At 66.6% G+C, this 16,883-nt stretch carries 9 protein-coding genes; 4 read left to right on the top strand and 5 right to left on the bottom strand.

Translation table 11 applies throughout. The features are described 5' to 3' along the window. Positions 1-600, bottom strand: a complete 600-nt coding sequence (wrbA, locus tag WCL10_RS11180; RefSeq protein ID WP_336895720.1) for an NAD(P)H:quinone oxidoreductase — start codon at positions 598-600, stop codon at positions 1-3. A gap of 302 nt (positions 601-902) precedes the next feature. Here wrbA and purC point away from each other — a divergent pair, with 302 nt between their 5' ends. Then, positions 903-1,688, top strand: coding sequence for a phosphoribosylaminoimidazolesuccinocarboxamide synthase (gene purC, locus WCL10_RS11175; protein ID WP_336895719.1), 786 nt, complete (start codon positions 903-905; stop codon positions 1,686-1,688). A 163-nt stretch (positions 1,689-1,851) separates the two neighbouring features. Here the strand turns inward: purC and WCL10_RS11170 are convergent, their stop codons facing one another. Beyond that, positions 1,852-3,978: an energy transducer TonB gene (locus tag WCL10_RS11170; protein ID WP_336895718.1), complete on the bottom strand. Its 2,127-nt coding sequence runs from the start codon at positions 3,976-3,978 to the stop codon at positions 1,852-1,854. A 116-nt stretch (positions 3,979-4,094) separates the two neighbouring features. Here WCL10_RS11170 and WCL10_RS11165 point away from each other — a divergent pair, with 116 nt between their 5' ends. Beyond that, positions 4,095-4,460, top strand: coding sequence for a hypothetical protein (locus tag WCL10_RS11165; protein WP_336895717.1), 366 nt, complete (start codon positions 4,095-4,097; stop codon positions 4,458-4,460). 89 nt (positions 4,461-4,549) lie between these two features. Here WCL10_RS11165 and WCL10_RS11160 read toward each other — a convergent pair whose 3' ends face one another. From WCL10_RS11160 to WCL10_RS11150, 3 genes are all read right to left on the bottom strand, one after another. Beyond that, positions 4,550-6,451, bottom strand: coding sequence for a CocE/NonD family hydrolase (locus tag WCL10_RS11160; RefSeq protein WP_336895716.1), 1,902 nt, complete (start codon positions 6,449-6,451; stop codon positions 4,550-4,552). A 62-nt stretch (positions 6,452-6,513) separates the two neighbouring features. Continuing rightward, positions 6,514-10,107: a calcium-binding protein gene (locus tag WCL10_RS11155; RefSeq protein WP_336895715.1), complete on the bottom strand. Its 3,594-nt coding sequence runs from the start codon at positions 10,105-10,107 to the stop codon at positions 6,514-6,516. A gap of 84 nt (positions 10,108-10,191) precedes the next feature. Beyond that, the gene (locus WCL10_RS11150; RefSeq protein ID WP_336895714.1) at positions 10,192-13,290 is read right to left on the bottom strand and encodes a calcium-binding protein; all 3,099 of its coding nucleotides are present in this window, start codon (positions 13,288-13,290) and stop codon (positions 10,192-10,194) included. Positions 13,291-13,477: 187 nt separating this feature from the next. On the opposite strand from WCL10_RS11150, the gene WCL10_RS11145 reads away from it, so the two are divergent. Together WCL10_RS11145 and WCL10_RS11140 are read left to right on the top strand one after the other, a co-directional pair. Further along, the gene (locus WCL10_RS11145) at positions 13,478-16,321 is read left to right on the top strand and encodes an insulinase family protein (RefSeq protein WP_336895713.1); all 2,844 of its coding nucleotides are present in this window, start codon (positions 13,478-13,480) and stop codon (positions 16,319-16,321) included. Between the two features lie 150 nt (positions 16,322-16,471). Next, on the top strand, positions 16,472-16,855 hold the full coding sequence (locus WCL10_RS11140; RefSeq protein WP_336895712.1) for a hypothetical protein: 384 nt from the start codon (positions 16,472-16,474) through the stop codon (positions 16,853-16,855). Positions 16,856-16,883: the final 28 nt, after the last annotated feature.

Raw genomic sequence — 16,883 nt, 5'->3', positions numbered from 1 at the left:
TTAACCGAACAGCTTCGCCGCCGTCGTCGCCACACGCGCGCCCAGATAACGGGCGCCCTCGAGTTCCGTCTCGCTCGGCTGGCGGCTGCCGTCACCGCCCGCAATCGTCGTGGCCCCGTAAGGCGCCCCGCCGACCACTTCATCGTTCCGCATCTGGCCGGCAAAGCCATAATCCAGCCCGACAATCGTCATGCCGAAGTGCAGCAGATTGGTGATCACCGAAAACAGCGTCGTCTCCTGCCCGCCGTGCTGGGTTGCGGTCGAAACGAACGCCGCGCCGACCTTGCCGTTCAGCGCGCCGCGCGCCCACAGGCCCCCGGCCTGATCGAGAAACGCCGCCATCTGGCTCGAAATCCGGCCAAAGCGCGTGCCGGTGCCGACCGCAATCGCGTCATAATGCTCAAGCTCCGCCACAGTCGCCACCGGAGCCGCCTGATCGAGCTTGAAATGCGCCTTTTCCGCCACATCGAGCGGCACTGTCTCGGGCACGCGCTTCACGTCCACTTCCGCGCCCGCCGCCCGGGCGCCTTCGGCGATCGCGTTCGCCATGGTTTCGATATGCCCATAGGCCGAGTGGTAGAGAACCAGAACCCTTGCCATTGCTTCTATTCCTTTTGTCCGGGCGGAGGCACCGAATCGCGCCCTTCCGCATTGCCTGGACCGGTTCTAGTCTGGGCCCGAAGTTCGGTTCAGCCGGATAAAATCAAGCCTATCGTTCCAGTTTATCGAATAATCGCCGCCGCGTGCCGCTATTTGCGTGAACGCGCATTTTGCCCTAAAGGCGGCGCACAAGCCCCGGCCCAGCGCAGGTTTCGCCTCCCGGTGATATCCTCGCCCTGCCGGGGCTTTTGATTTACCGTGCAGCGCCTATCTTCGCCGTACGTTTGCAGAAAGACTCGCCCATGTCCCGTCGCCGCCAGATCTACGAAGGCAAGGCCAAGATCCTCTACGAAGGCCCCGAGCCGGGCACGATCATCCAGTATTTCAAGGACGATGCCACCGCCTTCAACGCGCAGAAGCGCGGCACGATCAACGGCAAGGGCGTGATCAACAACCGCATCAGCGAGTATGTGTTCACCCGCCTCGCGCACATCGGCATCCCGACGCACTTCATCCGCCGCCTCAACATGCGCGAGCAGCTGGTGCGGCAGGTCGAGATCATTCCGATCGAAGTCGTGGTGCGCAATGTCGCGGCCGGCTCGATCAGCAAGCGCCTCGGCATCGAAGAGGGCGAGCCGCTGCCCCACACGCTGATCGAATACTACTACAAGGACGATGCGCTGGGCGATCCGTTGGTCGCCGAAGAGCACATCGCCTGCTTCGGCTGGGCGAGCAACGAGGAGATGCAGGACATTTCCTCGATGGCGATCCGCGTCAACGATTTCCTCGTCGGCCTGTTCGCCGCGATCAACATCCGCCTCGTCGATTTCAAGCTCGAGTTCGGCCGCATCTGGGACGGCGACTATGCCCGCGTGATCCTGGCCGACGAGATCAGCCCCGACGGCTGCCGCCTGTGGGACATGGTCACCGGCGAAAAGCTCGACAAGGACCGCTTCCGCCGCGATCTCGGCGGTGAGGAAGAAGCCTACCAGGAAGTAGCCCGGCGCCTCGGCCTCCTCGAAAACGACGGCGGCCCCAGCGAAGTCTTCGACCTCGGCGCCCACCGGAAGCTGCGCGGGAAGAAGTAGGGCTCAGCGGCGGGCCCACCCCCAGCCCCTCCCGCAAGCGGGAGGGGAGCGGTTCAGCCCATCGCCTTGTTCCCCCGCCCACCTGCGGGATGGGCTCACCTTCTCTTCCCCCCTCCCGCTTGCGGGAGGGGTCGGGGGTGGGCCCACGCAACACCGACCCAAATCACTGCGGAATGATAAACCGCACCGTATTGCTGGACCCCGTGCAGGCCACCGAACCCGAAGGCCGGAACGAGGGATCGTAGCGCGCGCGGCTGATGATATCGCGCGCCGCATCGCCGAACACGAAGGGCGGATAGGCGATCAGCGAGCGCTGGTTGGCGGTGCGGCCATCGGCGGCAATATCGTACTCGACCTGGGTCCAGCCCTCGAAGCCCATCTCCAGCGCGGCGTTAGGATAGGAAGCGCCGCTCACACCGTCTGATTTCAGGCGCGGGATATCGCCAAGCAGTGCACATTGCTGCTCGCTCAGCCCGGTCCGCGCAAACAGCGCCTGCGCATCGGCAAAGCGCTTCTGCTTCGCGGCGATGTTCGCCAGCCGCAGCAGCGCGACCTGCCGCACCGGATTGCTGTCATCCAGTTCGCTGTCGGTCACTACCGCGCCAAGCAGCGCCATCTCGTTCGTCGCCTGCGCCCCGCCGGGTCCCTTGCGCGCCAGATGGACCCGCAGCGTATTGCGCGCCAGTGGATCGGCCGCGATCACCGGATCTTTCAGCGCCGGCAGCAGCACCGCCTCGCGCCGCTTCTGCACCGTCTCGGTCGAGATGCTCGACCGGCCGGCCGGAATGCGGGCCGCCTCGTTCGCGGTGAACATCGCTGCCCAGACCTTTATGGCTGCCAGTGCCGCTCGCGTGGCCGGATCAAGTTTTGCCGGATCGCTCCCGGCAACCAGCGTAGCCGCCCGGTCGACCTCGGCATGGCGCGTAGCATTGTCGGTGCGGGCCAGCGCGACGGCCAGCACCGTGGCCGCTCCCGCCGCGCGGCTGTCCCCCGCCGCCAGCTTGGCCGCGGCCTGAGCCTTGAACCGCGCGGATTGCGCCGCCATCGCTTCCGCGTTCGCGCTCGCAGCTAGGGGGCTGTCCGTCTCCATCCTGACGTCGGCACCACTGACTTCGGCCTCACCAGCCCCCGCCAGCGGTTGAGCCCAGGTGATCAGCCGGCCCCACAGCGGCGAAAACAGCCCGGGCGCATCGCCGCTCACGGTCGAGCAATGCAGTTCCACCCGCACCAGATTGCGGTAGAAGCCCGGCACATCGGCGATCAGCGAGGGCTCCCAGAACCAGTCCTGCACCGCCCGCGCAAAGGCGCTCGCCGCGTTGTAGTCGCCCTGGCTGTAGACCGTCTGCGCCGCGACCACCCGCCCGTCGCTGCCGATGGTGAACTCAACCACAGCCGAATCTTCCGGCCGCAGCCCCGGCTCGCCGGTGCAGCCCGGCACGCCCATGTAGCTTGCCCGGTTGAACGGCGAATCCTCGATCCGTCCTGCGCCGGTATAGGCCAGATAGCGCCGCGCCTCGTCGCGCCGCTTCGCCAGCAGCATGACCTGCGCCATGTCGGAGCGCAGCGCCACATCGGTCAGCGAGACGGTCAGCGTCAGCCCGCCGGAAAGATCGACCGCGCGCTTGAGATCGGCCTCAGCTTCCTTGATCCGCCCCAGGTTCATCAGCACCCGCGCGCGCACCGCCAGGAAGTTGGCGCGGGTCTGCTTGTCGCCCTTCTCGGCGGTCTTGTCGGCGCTCTTCTCGGGCACTTCGGCCAGCGCCGCGTCGAGGACCGTCAAGGCCGCGCCGTCACCGTCGAATTGCAAGGTCTGCGCCAGCCGCATGCGCGCCGACTGGCGCAGCCGCAGGTCATCGCTGCGCGCCGCCGCTTTCAGCCAGCGCACCGCCGCATCATGGTCAAGCCGGGAGAAAGCCAGCAGCCCCAATCGCAGCGAGGAGTCTGCAACCTCGTCGGCAAAGCCGGGCCCCGCCGCTTCGAGCGTCGGCAAACCGGCCGCAATCATCGCCTCGCCGCGCAGAGCCTCATCGCCCGCCAGCAGGCATATGCCGTGCCGCACCGATATGGCCGCCGCCGGGAGCGAGCCCGGCTTGACGCGCTTGTCCGCCTCAAGCGCCTCGAACAAGGGAATGGCGGTATCGCAATGGCCTTCCGCCGCCGCCTTGGACGCCGCCGAGAACTGCTCCTGCAGCGACGGCGCCGCTGCCGGCGCCGCGTCCTCGGCCGCAAAGGCGCAGCCCGGCATGATCACCGCCGCGCCGGCCAGCGCCGCCATAACTACCCTGCGCATCCCGCTCATCTTCCCATCCCCGTTGCCAGACTTGTTTGCGATGCGCCCTTGCGCGTATCGTAACAGGCATGCGCGCGCAGCACATCCTCGGTCTCGGGACTTTTCTCTCCATTCTGGTGGTATCGCCCGCGCATGCGGAGCCGGCGCCGGTCGCGCGGGTTGTGCTGGTCGGCGCGCACTGGTGCGCCCCCTGCCGGGCCGAACTTCCCCGCCTCGCCGCGCTCGCCGCCGCCGCGCGCCCGGCCACGCTCGCTCTCGGCTGGACCGACCGGCTGCCCATGCTCCCCGCCGCCGCGCGCACCGCAGTCGAAGTCCTGCCCCCCGCCACCGCCCGCGCCCTGCTCGAACGCTACGCCCAGACCGCCCGCGGCCTCCCCTTCGCCCTCGCCTACACCGCCACCGGCACCCTCTGCGCCCTCTGGCGCGGCCCCCTCACCGAAGCCGACTGGCCCGCGCTCGCAGCCCGCTGCACGGCAGGCTAGAGCAACCGAAGCGCCCAAAGTTCCTCCCCATTTTTGCAAAGCACAAATGGGGAGGTGGCCCGCAAAGCGGGTCGGAGGGGCCTTCCCCCCTACTCCACCACCGGCAGCGCAATATAGCTCCCGCTATCCCCGCCCACGCTCACCTTCTGCACCGCCTTCACATAATCCCCCGGCTTCGCATCAAGGATCGAGGGCACAAAGGTCTGCGGATTGCGGTCATAAAGCGGGAACCAGCTCGATTGCACCTGCACCATGATCCGGTGCCCGGGCAGGAACACGTGGTTCGCCTGGGGCAATTCGAACGTGTATTCCAGCGGCGCGCCAGCTTTCAAAGGCCGCGCCTCGGCCAGGGTTTCGCGGAAGCGGCCGCGGAAGATGTCCATGCCGACGGCCAGCTGATAGCCGCCCATCGCCCGGTCGCCCGGCACTTCATCCGGGTAGACGTCGATCAGCTTGACCACCCAGTCGCTGTCGGTCCCGCTGGTCGAGGCGGTCAGGTGCACCACCGGCGCCCCCGCGATCGTCATGGCCTTTTCCAGCACCGGCCCGGTAAAGCTCAGCACATCGGGCCGTCCCGAAACCGGGCGCTGGTCCCCCACCAGCCAGGTCGGCCAGGGATTGCCGTCATAGCCTTCCTGCTTGTTGGGCCGCGGATAATAGGTGACGGGCTTGGCCGGATCGGAGACATAGTCCACCGTCCCCGCTTCAGCCGCCGGTTCAAAGCCCAGCCCCTCGCCCGGCAGCAGAAAGAGCTTCTTCGCCGCCGGCGCTGTCGGCCATTGGCCCAGGCGCTGCCACTGGTTGCTCCCGCTCTGGAACGCCGTCACCCGGGCCAGGTCCATCGGTTTGTCCGCAAGGTAATGCGCCAGGAACGGCGCCAGCACCTCGCGCCGCCACCATTTCGAGGTATCGGCATCCCAGCGGATCGCCCCCAGGCGGTCGCCCGGATCGATCGCCTGCCCGTGATACCACGGCCCCATCGAGAGATAGAGCATGCCCTCCTTGTCCGAGGGCCGCAGCGCCTTCCACACAGCCGGCGCGCCGTAGATATCCTCCTGATCCCACAGCGAATGGACCAGCATGGTCGGCACTTTCAGCGGCGCTTTCGCCAGCACCTTGTCCATCGCCTGCTCCTGCCAGAAGCTGTCCCAGGCCTGATGCTGCTTGATCTTCTGCCAGAAGCCGATCTGGTCGAGCCCGTGCGCGGTCGCCAGCGCGCCGGCCGAGCCATACTTCATGTAGTGCGTATAGGCGTCCGCCTCGGTCACCTCGTACTTGCTCGCATTGTCGCGCGTGCCGACCTGCTCCCACATGTAGCTGAGGCCGATCTGGCGGAACGCGCCGTTGTGGAACCAGTCGTCGCCGCGCCAGCCATCGACCATCGGGTTCATCGGCACCGCCACTTTCAACGCCGGATGCGGGTTCACCAATGCGGCGAGCGCGGTGAAGCCGTCATAGCTGATCCCGATGATCCCGACGCGCCCGTTGCTTTCGGGCACGTTCTTCACCAGCCAGTCGATCGTGTCATACGTGTCGGTCGCATGATCGGTCTTCGTCGGGTTCAGGGATGTGCCGACGAAAGGCCGGTTCATCACATAAGCGCCCTCGGAGCCATATTTGCCGCGCACATCCTGCACGACGCGGATATAGCCCGCCGCCATCACCACATCGGGCGCGCTGTCATAGCCGTCGATCGCGCTCGCCATGCTGCTCGAACCGTGCTGGCTGGTCATCTCCTCGGCGTTGTAGGGCGTGCGCGTCAGCAGCATTCCCACACCCTTGGCACCCTTGGGCACCATGATCACCGTATGCAGCTTCACCCCGTCGCGCATCGGAATATCGACGCTGCGCCGTTCGTAATCGCGCAGTGACACCGGGTGCTCCAGCTTCGCCGGACGCTCGTCATAGACCGGCGCCTTGGCCGGCGCGGCAAACGCCGTCGCCGCACTCGCCAGCAAGAGCCCCAAGAACAGGCCTGCGCGCACTTTCATGATCATTCCCCCTCACACCGAAGGGGGGAGCTTAGCACCGCCGGTTGCGCTGCCAAGTCCCGCTAGATTACCAGAACCGCGTCCACGTCCTTGATCAATGCGGCAAAGTCCGCCTCGGTGATCAAGGAGATATCGGTTCCAGCGATCGCTGTGCCAGCAGTGAACGTGGCCAGCAGGATCTTCGCTTCGGGCCCGTCCGCATCGTAATCGATCCAGAGATTGCCGCTCGACTGATCGTAGATGAAGAAGTCGTTGTTATCCTTGGCCTGCGTACCCTGCACCAGCGCGTCCGCCAGCAGGTCTCCTGAAGCGTAGGGATTGATCACCAGAAGAAAATCGCTGCCCGTGGTGAAGTCGGTGATCTTGTCCACGCCCAGCTCGGCATAGGCCCCGATGACGAACTCGTCCGCGCCCGCACCGCCGGTGAGCGTGTCGGCATCCCCACTGCCCTCGAGGATATCGTCGCCCTCCCCGCCGCGCAGCGTATCCGCGCCTGCCTGTCCGACGATCACGTCGACGCCGCCGCCGCCGTCGATCACATTCGCGGCCGCGTTGCCGCCAAGGATCTCGTCGCCGCCGCTGCCGGTGATGGAAACCGCAGCCGAGCCCCCGGCCACGCCCACTTCCACGTTGGCGCCCATCGTGCCGCTCACGGTGAATACCATGCGGTCCGTGCCGCCATCCGCGGCCTCGACCACCGACACATTGGACCCGTCGACGATATAGCTATCATCGCCCAGCCCGCCGATCAGCACGTCCTTGCCGCCTCCGCCGCCTGCCAGAACGTTGGCGGTATCGTTCCCGGTGATCTTGTTGTCCCCGGTATTGCCGGTGCCCTGCGCCGCGCCGTCGATCAGGACCAGATCCTCGAGATTGGCGGCGAGAGTCCAGTCCAGCGATGCGACCACGGTGTCGCGCCCCTCACCCGCTTTCTCGTTGATCACGACGTCGGCCACGTTGACGATATAGCGATCATCGCCTGTGCCGCCCGCCAGCGTATCAATGCCCGTCCCGCCATCCAGCGTGTCGTTCCCGGCATCGCCGCTCAGCGTGTCGTCGCCCTCGCCCCCATCGAGCCGGTCATCGCCGGTTCCGCCGATCAGCTGGTCATTGCCCCCGGCGCCGTTCAGCACGTCGTTGCCGCCCTGCCCGTCGAGCACGTTGGCGACCTCGTTGCCCGTGATCGTGTTGCCGACCGCGCTGCCCGTGCCGTTGATGGCCGCGCTGCCGTTCAGGATCAGGTTCTCGATCTCGCCGGTCAGCGTGGTCGAGGCACTGGTCTCGACCGTATCGCTTCCGCCGCCGGTCAGTTCCACGATCTTGTCGCCGGGGTTGTCGACCACATAGCTGTCATCGCCCGCGCCCCCGGTCATGGTGTCGGCCCCGGCGCCGCCGTCGAAGCGGTTGGCCAGAGCATTGCCGGTCATCACGTTGTCGAGCGCATTGCCGGTAAACGTCGTCGCCTTGCAGCCTTCCGCCAGCCGCGCTTCCTCGATGTTGTCACCCAGCGTGTAGCTGTCGGTCATGCCCGCCGCGCCGATCACGATGTCGCGGCCCTCGCCCGCGTTCTCGGTCACCACGTCGAGCGCGTCGTCCACCGTATAGGTATCGTCGCCCGCGCCGCCGATCATGGTGTCGATGCTGCCCTTGCCGTCGATCACGTTGTTCAGCGCATTGCCGATGATCTCATTTGAAGATTCGTTTCCGGTGCCGTAGCGCGCGTTGCCGGTCATCGTCAGGTTATGCGTGCCCAGGGGCAGGACGTAGGACACCGACGCGATGACCGAATTGATGGCATAGAGGTTGAATTTTTCCTCGATCACGTCTCCCACGTTGTCGACGACATAAGTGTCATTGCCCTCACCGCCGCGCATTACATCGGCCCCGGCACCGCCATCGAGATAGTCGGCCTGATAGTTGCCGGTCAGCACGTTGTTGCCGGCATTGCCGCGCAGCACCACGCTGTTGGCATAGAAGTCGGCGCTCATGTTCTCGAAGTTGTCGGGCAGCACGAAGTCACCAGAATAGTCGCCGCTGAGCACGACGGTGTCGTTCCCGCCGCCGGCCGCCTCCACCAGCTTCGTGCCGGCGAGAAATCCGGTGAAGAGCAGATAGGTATCGTTGCCCGCTCCGCCGATCAGCCGGTCCTTGCCCGGGCTCGAAACAAACGTGTTGTTGCCGCTGTTGCCGGTGATCACGTTGTCGAGATCGTTGCCGACGCCGATGTCGTTCCCGCTGCCGAGCATGACCCCGTCCTCGACATTGTCGGGCAGCGTGAAGCCGGAGGTAGAGCGGATCGTGTCCTTGCCCTGCCCGGCGTATTCGATCACTTCCCAGGTGCCGTTGCCTACGATGTAGGTGTCGTCCCCCTTGCCGCCGTAAAGCTGGTCGCGCGCGTCAATATACCGGCTAAGGCTCTTCGCGCCCCCGCCATCGAGCACATTGGCAAGGTCGTTGCCGCGCAGCACATTGGAAAAGGCATTGCCCGTCGCGGTCAGCGCAGACCCGGTCAGCACCAGTTCCTCGACCTCGTCGGGCAGGGTGAGCGAAATCGCGGATTCGATGATGTCGTACCCGCCGCCCTTGCGTTCGATAACCGCATCACCGGCATTGTCGACGACATAGGTGTCGTCGCCCCGGCCGCCGATCATCGTGTCCGCCCCCGCCAGCCCGTCGAGCCGGTTGTCCCCGGTGTTGCCCGTCAGGCGGTTGTCCAGCGCATTGCCGGTAGCGTCGACCGAATAGCGCCCGGTCAGCGTCAGGGCCTCGACATTGTCGCCGAGCTGGTAGCTCAGCCCCGTGCGCACCGTATCAAAACCCGCGTTCGCGGCCTCGATCACCGTGTCGCCGGTGCTGTCGAGCACGTAGATATCGTCGCCCAGCCCGCCCGCCATGGTGTCGGCACCCGCCTTGCCGTCGAGCTGGTTGGCGCCGTCATTGCCGGTCAGGTGGTTGTCGAGCGCATTGCCATAGCCGCGCAGCGCCGCCGCGCCCGTCAGCACCAGGTTCTCGAGATTGGACCCGAGCGCCCAGGTGATCGAGGCCATCACCGTATCGGTGCCGCGCCCCGCCAGTTCGGCGATCTTGTCGCCCTTGTTGTCGACCACATAGGTATCATCGCCCGCGCCGCCACGCAGCACGTCCGCCCCTGCACCGCCGTCGAGCATGTTGTTGAAGGCATTGCCGATGATCAGGTTGGCGCCCGCGTTGCCGGTGCCTTCCAGCGCCGCAGCGCCAACGAGGATCAGCTTCTCGATATTGGCCGAAAGCGTGTAGTTCGCCCGCGACTGCACCCGGTCATAGCCTGCGCCCGCCGCCTCGATCACCTGATCGCCGGTCACGTCCACGTAATAGATATCGTTGCCGCCGCCGCCTTCCAGCGTGTCCGCCCCGCCGCGCCCGTCGAGGATATTGGCCGCGTCGTTGCCGGTGATGTGGTTCGCCAGCGCGTTGCCGATGCCCTTGGTCGCCGCGCCCAGCAGCACCAGGTCCTCGACATTCGCACGCATATAGTGGTTCACGGTCGAGCGAACCGTGTCGGTCCCGCCGCCGGGCGCCTCGATCACCAGATCGCCGGTATTATCGACCTCGTAGGTGTCATCTTCCGGCGTGCCGATGAACTTGTCCGCGCCCGTCGTGCCTGTGAAAACCGCCATACCGCCAGAGTCCCCCCGCGGGCAGATTGTGACGCTCCCCCGCCGCGGAGGCAACCGCTGTTGGAACCGAAACGGGCGCCGGACCTAGATCATCAGCGCCATTTGCAACTCGCCGATCTGCTGGGCGAAGGATGTGCCCTCGATCAGGATCAGGTCGGCTGCGGCCAGCGCCGTGCCGGGGGTAAAGCTCGCCAGCAGCACTTTGCCCTGCGGGCCGTTCCCGTCGTAGTCGACATAGAGGTTGCCGGTGCTCTGATCATAGATCGCGATATCGTCGGCATCGTGAGCGCTGGTGCCATAGACAAAGCCCGCCGCCAGCAGGTAGCCCGAGACATAGGCGTTCACCACCAGGAGCGTGTCGGTGCCCGATACGAAATCGGTGATCCGGTCCACGCCTTCCCCGCTATAGGTCGATACCACGAACTGGTCGCTGCCCGCCCCGCCGGTCAGGCTGTCGATGCCCGCGCCGCCGTAAAGGAAGTCGTTGCCGACCCCGCCTTTGAGCGTGTCGTTGCCAAGCTGCCCGAGCAGCGAATCATTGCCATCCCCGCCATCGAGCAGATTGCCCGCGCCATTGCCGCCCAGCAGGTTGTCGGACGCGCCGCCGGTGATTGCCACCGCGCCGCTGCCTTTGGCGACACCGATCTCCACATTGGCGCCCAGCGTCAGGTCCACCGTGGTGATGACCTTGTCCAAGCCCGCATCCACCCCTTCGGTCACGGTCGTACCCGCGCCGTCCACCATGTAGATATCGTTTCCGCGCCCGCCGGCCAGCGTGTCCGTCCCGCCCCCGCCGATCAGCACATTGGCGCCGTCGTTGCCGGTTATCACGTTGTTCGCGGCGTTGCCCGTCGCGTTGATGTCGGTGCTGCCCGTCAACGTCAGGTTTTCCAGATTGGCGCCCAGAGTCCAGCTGACCGAGGCGACCACCGTGTCGCGCCCCTCGCCCGTGTTCTCGGTGATCTTGTCGCCCGCGTTGTCGACCACATACGTGTCGTTGCCTTTGCCGCCCGTCAGCGTGTCCGCACCGGCACCGCCATCGAGCCGGTCGGAATAGCGCGTGCCCGTCAGCACATTGGCGCCCGCATTGCCGACAAGGGTGATCGCCCGCCCGAGCGCCGAAGCATCGAGCCCGACCGTGCCGGTCCCGCTCGTATCCGCAGCCGCTGCAGTGCCCGTGCCCGCCACGATCCGCTCGATTCCGATGTCCCCGACGAGCGCCTTGTAGGTTCCCGTCGCTGCGGCAAAGCGCAGTTCGTCGATCCCGCTGGTGCCGGTATCGTGGATCTCGGCCTGCGCCTCCTCCTCCAGCGCCGCCACGATATAAACGTCGCCGCCCGCCCCGCCGTCGAGCGTGTCCTGCCCCTTGCCGCCGATCAGCACATCATTGCCGCCCAGGCCCAGCAAGGTGTTTGCCGCGTCGTTGCCGGTGATCACGTTGGCCTTGGCGTTGCCCGTGCCATTGATCGCCGCCGCGCCCGTCAGCACCAGATTTTCCAGCGCCGAGGTCAGCGTAAAATCGATGCCCGCCCTTACCGTGTCGGTACCGCCGCTGCCGGCCTCGACAAGAGTGTCGAGCAGGTCGTCGACGATGTAGGTATCATCGCCCGCACCGCCCACCAGCTTGTCGATCCCCGCGCCGCCATAAAGCGTATCGCTGCCCGCGCCGCCCGCCAGATAGTCGTTGCCGCCCATGCCGTTCAGCACGTTGTTCCCGGCATCGCCGGTGATCTTGTCAGCAAAGGCCGAGCCGTTCACGATCTCGACATTGGCAAGCAGCCCCTTGCCGCCAATCGTGCCGCCCGGATTGCTCGCCACCAACTGCACCACAACCTTGCGGGTTGCCGTGCCATAATCGGCGGTATCGGTGCCGTCGCCGCCATCGAAGAACCCGGCCGCGTTACCGCCGTTCAGCCGGTCATCACCCGCCCCGCCCAGCACGGCAAGCGCAAGGCCATGGCTGGTGATCACATCATTGCCGCCCCCGGCATCAAGCGTCTGCGGCAGGCCCGATGCGGCAAGATCGATGCTGTCGGCAAAGTCGCTCAGGCCAAGATATTGCAGAATTTCGACATTCTTGATCGTTCCGCCGCCGTAGAGCGGTCCTGCGCCGCTCAATATCCCCTCGGTCGAGAGCGTGACGGCGTGCCCTGCGCCCATCAGCGAAAGCCGCAGGGTATCCGTCCCTTCCCCGCCTTCGACATCGTCGCCGATGCCTGCCGCGATGAGGTCAGCCCCGCCGCCGGCCAAAACGGTGTCGTGCTCGCTCCCGGTATCGTCGTAGATCGGCTGCAGGATCAAATCGGGCTGGGGGCCGGTCGCAAGCGTGTCGTCGCCCGAACCGCCGATCAGCGTGTCGCTGCCCTCTCCGCCGAAGGCCGCCAGAGGCGCGTTGTCGACCGCCTCGATGGTGTCGTTGCCGGCATCGCCGAACGTGTAACCACGCGCCCCGGAGGCGAGAACGAAGAAAAGATGATCATCGCCCGCGCCGCCATGGGTTTCGAAGCTCGCCCGGATCGTGTCGTTGCCATCGTCGCCATAGGTCACCGCGCTATGGTTGCCCGTGGAATCGATCGTGTCGTTGCCGCTGCCGCCCCGCACCGTCTGCAGATACACGCTCAGATGCGCATCGATCGTGTCGTCGCCATCGCCGCCGTCGATGGACTGGGTGTAATAGCCTGCAGTGATGTGGTCGTTGCCGCCCATCCCGAGCACGGTGTTGAACCCGCTGTAGCCGGTCGAGCGGTCCACGGCGATGATGGTGTCGTCGTAGTTGGTGCCCTGGACCCAGCTCAGGTTCTGGATGTTCTGGATCGTCCCGCCGCCGATCTTGATCACTTCCTGGCTGAAATCGACCGTGATTCCCGCCGAGGCGCCCAAGAAGCTGATCTTCAGCGTATTGCCGCGATAGTTGATGCCACCGCCATCGACGTTGTCGCCGTACCCGGCAAAGAGCGTGTCGTCGCCGTCGCCGCCGTTCAGGGTATCGCGCTCGGTCCCGGTGTCGAGCGAGATCGCATTGCTGAAATAGGCCCCGAAACCCGGCGCCCGGTCGGCAGACGCAATCGCGTCATCCCCCGCGCCGCCATCGAGCGTATCGGCCCCGCCGCCGCCGCTGATCAGGTCGCCATCGGCTGTGCCCGTATAGGTGTCCTTGCCAGCACCGCCGCTGAAATCGGCCATTCCTGCACTCCGCTCCCAATCCCGGACGATCTGGAGCGCCGCCGGTACACAAACGATCTGCTAAAACGCCGAATGCCGATTACCTAACAAAATGTGCCTCACCTCGGCGCGTGCTTCGCCCGCAGCGGGACACTTCCCCCATGGCGTCATTGCGCATTAACCCGCCAGCCGCCAAACATCGAAGCCGATGATTCTGCGCGCCCTTTCCCGCCTCCTTGCCCTGTCCGTCCTTGCCCTCGCTTCCGTACCAGCCGGGGCGAAGCCGGCGCCGGTGCCGGTCTGGGCCTTCGAGCAGAGCGACCTGCCCGTCGATCCCGCCTTCCGCTTCGGCCGCTTGCCCAACGGCATGCGCTACATCATCCGCCGCAACGCCACGCCCAAGGACACCGCCGAGGTGCGCCTCCAGATCGAGGCCGGCTCGCTCGACGAGCGCGACGACGAGCGCGGCTTTGCCCACTTCGTCGAACACATGGCCTTCAACGGCAGCGCCCATGTGCCCGAAGGCGAGATGGTCAAGCTGCTCGAGCGCCAGGGCCTGGCCTTCGGTGCCGATACCAATGCCACGACCACGTTCGAGCGCACGGTCTACATGCTCAGCCTGCCCCGTGCCGAACCCGCGCTGCTCGACACCGCGCTCATGCTGATGCGCGAGACGGCGAGCGAGCTCAGCTTCGATCCCGCCGCCGTAGAGCGCGAGCGCGGCGTCGTGCTGTCCGAAATGCGCGACGGCGAGGGCTACAATCTCGACAACGCCAAGGACCAGATGGCCTTCTTCTACCCGCAGGCGCACTATCCCGATCGCCTGCCGATCGGCACTGCGGCGTCGCTGCGCTCGGCCACTGCGGCGGCGCTCAAGGCCTATTGGCAGCGGCAATATGTGCCCGAGCGGGTGACGCTGGTCGTTGTCGGCGATTATGATGCCGATGCCATCGAGGCCGCAATCCGGACGCATTTCGCCAGCTGGCCCGCGCGCTCTGCCCCGCCCCGCCCCGACGAAGGCCGCGTCCTGCCCGAGCAGCAGGGTGAGGCGCATATCCACCTCGATCCCGCGCTGTCCGAACGCCTCACCATCTCGCGCCACGGCCTCTGGCGCCGCGAACCCGACACCGCCGAGAACCGCCGCATAAACCTCATGCGCCAGATCGGCTACGGCGTGATCAACCGCCGCCTCCTGCGCCTCAGCCGCATTGTCCCGCCCCCGTTCCGGGGCGCCGGGATCGGCACCAGCCCGGTGTTCCGGATCGGGCGCACCACCAATCTCATCGTCGACACCGCCGACAAGGGCTGGCGCAACGGCCTGATCGCCGCCGCGCAAGTTTACCGCGAGGCGCTGCGCCGCGGCTTCACCGATGCCGAAATCGCCGAACAGGTCGCCAATATCCGCACCGGCATCGAAAACGCCGCCGCTTCCGCCGATACGCGCAGCAACGACGCGCTCGTCGCCACTGCACTCCTCCTGCTGCGCGACGAAAAGGTGCCGACCACCCCCGCCGGCGTGCTCGAACGGTTCAACCGCAATGCCCCCGGCTTCACGCCTGCGGCGGTGCTCGCCGCGCTGCGCGCCGATGCGATCCCGCTCGATGCCCCGCTGATCCGCTTCCAGGGCCGCTCCGCGCCCGAAGGCGGCGAGGCTGCCCTGCGCGCCGCGTGGAACGAGGCCATGCTCGGCCCCTTGCGCATCTCGGTCCGCTCGCCATCCGGCACTTTTGCCTATACCAACTTCGGCCCCCCGGGCACCGTCGCCGCCGATAGCACCCGCGACGATCTCGGCATCCGCATGATCCGCTTCGCCAACGGCGTGCGCCTCAACCTGAAGCGTACCGACCTCGAAAAGGACCGCATCCTGGTGCGACTCCACATCGATGGCGGCGAACTCATCGACACGAAGGACAACCCGCTCGCCACCGAGATGACGCAGATGATCCCCGCCGGCGGCCTCGGCAAGCACAGCCAGGACGATCTTGAAACGCTGCTCGCCGGCCGCTCGGTCAGCAATGGCATCAGCGCGGCGGGCGATACCTTCGTCGCCGGCGCCGGTACCACGCGCCGCGACCTTGAAGCCCAGCTCCAGCTCCTCGCCGCCACGATCACCGATCCCGGCTGGCGCGCCTCGGCCGACGTTGTGTTTCACGAATCGATGACCAACTTCTTCGCCCGCCGCGACGCGACCCCGTCCTCCGCGCTCGCCAACACGCTCCCCGGCCTGCTCTCGGGCGGCGATCCGCGCTTCGCCGTGCAGGCACCGGAAGCCTACCAGCGGCTCACCATGGCGAAGCTCAAGGCCGATATCGGCGAGCGGCTGGCGAGGGGCGCAATCGAACTTACCCTCGTGGGCGATTTCGACCCCGACGCCGCTATCGCCATGGCCGCGCGCACGTTCGGCGCGCTCGCCCCGCGCGAGCCGGAGTTCCTCCCCCATGAGGAAACCCGGCAGCGCAGCTTCACCCCCGCGCGCGGCCCTACCGTGATCCGCCACAAGGGCGAACCCGGCCAGGCCATCGTCCGCTATGTCTGGCCCACCACTGACGACCGCGACCCGGTCACCGTCATCGGCCTGGAACTCCTGCAGGAAGTCGCCGGGGTCGAAGTGCTCGACACTGTGCGCGAGGCTCTGGGCAAGTCCTACTCCCCCGGCGCGTCCTCCTCGCTAAGCCGGGTCTGGCGCGGCTGGGGCACTTTCAGCGTCACCGCTTCGGTCGATTTTGCCGATGTCGCGGGCACCCGCGCCGCGATCGAGCGCACGCTCGCCGATCTGGCCGCGCGTCCCACCGATCCCGATGTGCTCGAACGCGCCCGCGCCCCGATGCGCGAACGCCTCGCCAACCTGCTCAAGACCAACGGCGGCTGGCTTGCCCTCACCGAACGCGCCCAGTCCCAGCCCGACCGCATCGAACGCTACCAGAAAGCACGCGAACGCCTCGACGCTCTCACCGGCGCCGATATCCAGACCCTCGCCAAGCGCTACCTCGCCCTCGATCAGGCGGTCATTGCCCTGGTCATCCCCGAAGGCGCGGCTGCGCCTGACCGTTGAAGGTTTAATCCACCACCGGAAAAGCACTCTCCCCTTCAGGGGATAGGGTTGGGAGAGGGGAAAGGGGCCAACGCCCGCCCGATAGGGAAGCTGGCGCGCTGCAGCGTTGCACCTATCCTGCAATTTCCCACGCATCGAGGACGACCTGCCATGCTCATCCGCCTGCCCGCCCTGCTCCTCGCTGCGTTCGCGCTGATCCCCGCCGCCGCGCATGCCGGGCACAGTGAACTCCAGGTCCCGCCCGCCGACACGTTTCTGCTCGGCGGTGAGCAGCAGGCGCCCATGGAAGTCTCCGGCCGCAACATCGGCCAGACCAGCGTCACGCTCCTCGTCCGCTCCGGCACCGCGGAAGATGCGCCCGAGACCACGATCGCAACCGTCGCCCCGGGCGGCCGCTTCAGCCACGCCTACGCGCCGGGCGAAATCGCGCTGATCCGAAACCAGTCTGCCAGTGAAATCGCCCGCCTGAGCGTCGATTTCACCGGCAGCCCGGAAAGCCTGTCCATGAGCTACGCCTTGCCCCAGAAGAACTGATCTACAAGGCGCGCGGCGGGATAGGGGG

This window comes from Novosphingobium sp. (assembly GCF_037133355.1).
Classification (GTDB): domain Bacteria; phylum Pseudomonadota; class Alphaproteobacteria; order Sphingomonadales; family Sphingomonadaceae; genus Novosphingobium.
Note: the sequence above shows the minus strand (reverse complement) of the source record. Positions and strands in the feature narration are given on the sequence as shown.